Below are 4,046 nucleotides of genomic sequence, written 5' to 3' on the forward strand. Positions count from 1 at the left end.
CCATATGCCGCACGACGCACCGCATCGCACGTCCCCGCAACTTCGGTCTGCTGATGATGAGCGCCAACTCCATTGCGCGGTCAGGTTCGACGTCTGCGAGGTCCTGGACGATCGCGTCGAGCGCTGCGTCTCGCCGATCCCGCTGCTCGATGCTGCGCGCAATTCCCGCAGCCTCATCCGCAACCGACGCGACAAGCGGGGAACCGGGCTTCAGTTGACTCAGCACCGTCGCCAGTGCTTCGACGCGACGGTCCTTGCGCCTCACCGTGCGGGCCATCGCGAGGGCACGTTGAGGGTCGCTCTCGGTGACCACGTAGACGATCAGGTCAACTGCCTCGTTTCGGCTCGACGCGCGGGGGATACTCCGGGCGATTTCGAGCGCCCGGTTGGGATCAATACTGGCAAAGAGCCCGGCGATCGTTAGCACCCGATCGTTCCGGCGACCAGGAGCCCGTCGTATGGTCTGGACCGCCTCCTCGAGCAGAGCGCGCACAAGGCGCCGGTTTTCCGGCAACAGGCCTGTCCACGTGATGCCCATCGTTATCCCCCTCCCCTATTCTGTCTCTTCAGTGGAGACCCTGTGGTGATCGCGCCGTCATCGCCACGACGGCTTCGACATGGAGCGTTTGCGGGAAGAGGTCCACGGGCTGGATGGGGCCGATGTCGTAGGCATCGGAGAACAGCGCGAGGTCCACGGCCAGGGCCTGCGGGTTGCAGGACACGTACACGATGCGCGGCGGGCGCATTTCGCGCAGCCGCCGTACGACGCGCGCGCCGCAGCCGGGGCGCGGCGGGTCGAGGATGAGGATGTCGCAGTGCTCTCCCGCGTGTTCGCGCAGGTAAGCGCGAGCGGTCGCGCACACGAACTCGGCGTTGCGGATATCATTGGCCGCAGCGTTCTCACGCGCAGCCACGATGGCCGGCTCGACGGATTCAACGCCGATGATTTCCTTCGCGCGATGTGCGAGCGCGAGGCCCATCGTCCCCACGCCGCAGAACATGTCGAGGAGGCGTTCACCGCCGGTCGGCGCGGCTGCTTCCGCAACGAGCGCGACGAGGCGCTGCGCCATCGCGCTGTTGGTCTGAAAGAACGCGTCCGGCGCGAGCCGGAAGGTGAGCCCGGCGATGCACTCGCGAAGGGCGGGGTCGCCGGCGAGCACCTCGACCTGCTCGAAGACCACGGCCGCGGTTGGCCTGCTCTGGATGGTGCGCATGACGCCGGTGGGGTGGAACGCTCCAACGACTTCCGCGAACTCCTTGGCCGGGAACGGGCCTTCGTTCGTGACGAGGTTGACCAGGTAATCCCCGGTGGCGGCGCTTTCGCGCAGGACGAGGTTGCGCAGGAATCCTTCCTTTCGGCGCTGGTGATAGGCGGGCAGCCCGGAGCGCCGCGCCCAGTCCTTGACCGCGAGCGTAGTCGCCAGCATGCGCTCGGAGCAGAGGTGACATTCCTCGATGTCAATGCGGCGCCACCATTTGTTCTTCGGGCTGAAACCGAGGATCAAGCCGCCGTCATCGCGTTGGTCGAACGTGAACTCGATCTTGTTGCGGTAGCGCCACTGGGCGGAGGCCGGCACCGGGTCGAGGACGCGACAGTCCGACGTCTCGGGCACTTCGCGCAGGGCCGCCTCGACGAGCTGACGCTTCACGTGGAGCTGAGCGTCGTAGGTGAGATGCTGGATGTCGCAGCCGCCGCAGTCGCCGAAGTGGCGGCAGCGAGGCTCGACGGCGCCGGCGGCCTGCTCGGCCTCGCGCACGATCGCGGCTATGATTTCTCGCTGACGTTTCGCAGCCATGGCGGCTCTGACGGCATCCGGCGGGCGGAGCGTGCTGTGGCGACTCGCGCGGGAACGCCGGACCGCCCGTTCATTGTGCCACAAGCTTTGCGCGGAGGCAAACCCGTGCTATACTGCGGACGGCAGGGGCGCGCCGGCGGCCAGCCAACGCATGATGAACCACCCGCGACCGAGCGTGACATCACCCACCGAGCTGCGGCGGCTGTTGGCCAAGTACGACGTGCGGCCCAGCAAGCGGCTCGGGCAGAGCTTCCTGATTGACGGCAACATCGTCGCCAAGACGCTCGCGGCGGCGGCGGTCGGCGCAGAGGACCGCGTGTTCGAGGTCGGGCCGGGCGCGGGAGCGCTGACGGCCGCGCTTGCCGATGCTGCCGGCGAAGTCGTCGCGTTGGAGCTCGACCGACGCCTCGTCGAACTGCTCGACGCCACAATCGGCGCTGCACCGAACGTCCGCATTGCGCAAGGCGATATCCTGAAGGTTGACGTGCGCGACCTGCTTGGCGGCGGAACCTGGAAGCTTCTCGCGAACCTCCCCTACTCCATCGTCGGGCCGACGGTGGCGAAGTTGGTCGCGCACCGGAAGATGTTCCCGCTCATGGTATTGATGGTGCAGCGGGAGGTGGCGGAGCGGCTCACCGCGCGTCCGGGGACGAGGCAATACGGGACGCTGTCGGTGCTGGCGCAGGCGCACATGACCGTGGGGGCCGCAGCCCAGGTGGGGCGCGGCTGCTTCTACCCACAGCCGGAGGTGGATTCGACGCTGGTGCGGCTGAACGTGCGTGAAGACCCGGTGGTCGAGAAGGGGCTGGAGGATACGTTTACGACCGTGGTGCGTGCGGTGTTCCGCCAGCGACGCAAGACCTTGCTCAACGCGCTGACGGCAGCGGAGGAATTGGGGCTGACGCGCGAGGACGGCGGACGGGTCATTGCGGAGGCGGGGATTGACTCCGGGCTGCGCCCGGGGGTGCTGTCACCGGCGGAGTTCGCCGCGCTTGCCCGGGTGCTGCGCGATTCAGCGGCTCAGTGAACGGTGCCGCCGGAGTCAACCATGAAGGACGCCTCGCGCTGCTTGCGTTCCTGGTCAATCCGGGAGAGCAACTCCCCGGGCATGAAGATCGGGGCCTCGGTGCGCAGAGCGATGGCGATGCCGTCGCTGGGGCGGCAGTCTATGTCCTTCTCGTCGCTGTTGACGACGAGCATGAGCCGGGCGAAGTACGTGTTGTCCTGGACATCGGTGATAATCAGGCGCGCGACCTTGACGCTGAGTTCGTTGAAGATGTTGCGGATGAGGTCGTGAGTCATTGGTCGGGGCGGCTGGCGCTGCTCCAACTCCATGCTGATGGCCACCGCTTCCGCCGGGCCGATCCAGATCTCCACCTGGTGGTCGCCGGAGACATCCTTGAGCACCACGACCGGGGACTGGTTGTGGTCAACGGCAACGCCCTGCACCTTGAGTTCGACCAATTCCACGTGCATTCTCCAATCGGCGGCGAGCGCAAACCGCGTGCCTGCTTGCGACCCGCGGTCGAGTCTGGCGGCGGGGACGCCGTCCGTGACCAGCATATCCCACTGCAATGCGAATGTCAACCCGGCGCCGATGCCGCTGTCCCGCGCCGGCACATCCAACGCAATCATGAATCGCGCGGCTGCTCCCGTCGGCTCAGCAGCGAAAGGGGCGGCGCGGGGCTCATCCTTCGGGCGGCCGTTCCGTCGGAGCTGCGGCCTGCCACCGGCTTCTCGCCTCGGCTTCACGCCTAACGTCGGCGAGGATGAGCTTGAGCATGAGGGTCTCACCGCGCGGCGCCGGCGGGGGCGCGGCCTCGTCGCTCTTCGGCTCAGCGGCGGCGGGCTCATCGCCCGCTTGGGCCGGTTGAGGCGCGAGCGCATGAAGGACGGCCGCCCCGAACCCGACCCCCGGCTCGAGGGTCAGTGCGCCGGCGTCCATGCCGATCATCGCCGCAGCGATTCGGCGTAACATCGGACGCTGAACGGAAGGCGTGCCGAGGTAGGCAGAGCTGAGCTGCCAACTCAGCTCGTTCGCGTTCCACGCCTGCAGGGCGACGCCGGCCTGCCGCGACGCCTCAAGCGCATCCCGCGCGGCCTTCAATGCACGGTCCGCGTCACCTTCCGCCAAGCCGAGGAACGGCGCGCTGCCGCGCAATCCGCCGAACGCGTTGAACTCGGTCGCCATCGCGCTCACGGCGGAATTCAGGTGGCCGACCGCCTCGTCGGCCAGCTTGGCGGCACGCA

At 67.7% G+C, this 4,046-nt stretch carries 5 protein-coding genes; 1 reads left to right on the forward strand and 4 read right to left on the reverse strand.

Annotated elements, in window-relative coordinates; genetic code table 11:
• Together JSV65_03575 and rlmD are read right to left on the reverse strand one after the other, a co-directional pair.
• Positions 1-427 (reverse strand): hypothetical protein (locus tag JSV65_03575; protein ID UCH35440.1); only part of this gene is annotated, 427 nt, incomplete at its 3' end.
• A gap of 139 nt (positions 428-566) precedes the next feature.
• The gene (gene rlmD, locus JSV65_03580) at positions 567-1,796 is read right to left on the reverse strand and encodes a 23S rRNA (uracil(1939)-C(5))-methyltransferase RlmD (protein ID UCH35441.1); all 1,230 of its coding nucleotides are present in this window, start codon (positions 1,794-1,796) and stop codon (positions 567-569) included.
• Between the two features lie 175 nt (positions 1,797-1,971).
• Here rlmD and rsmA point away from each other — a divergent pair, with 175 nt between their 5' ends.
• The gene (gene rsmA, locus JSV65_03585) at positions 1,972-2,823 is read left to right on the forward strand and encodes a 16S rRNA (adenine(1518)-N(6)/adenine(1519)-N(6))-dimethyltransferase RsmA (GenBank protein UCH35442.1); all 852 of its coding nucleotides are present in this window, start codon (positions 1,972-1,974) and stop codon (positions 2,821-2,823) included.
• On the opposite strand, the gene JSV65_03590 is transcribed toward rsmA, so the two are convergent.
• A complete protein-coding gene (locus JSV65_03590) occupies positions 2,817-3,431 on the reverse strand; it encodes a bifunctional nuclease family protein (GenBank protein ID UCH35443.1) in 615 nt (204 codons plus the stop codon). The two genes, rsmA and JSV65_03590, sit on opposite strands and share 7 nt — an antisense overlap.
• 52 nt (positions 3,432-3,483) lie before the next feature.
• The coding region (locus tag JSV65_03595) for a hypothetical protein (protein UCH35444.1) at positions 3,484-4,046 on the reverse strand (563 nt) is incomplete at its 5' end.

The sequence above is a fragment of the Armatimonadota bacterium genome (genome assembly GCA_020354555.1).
GTDB lineage: Bacteria > Armatimonadota > Hebobacteria.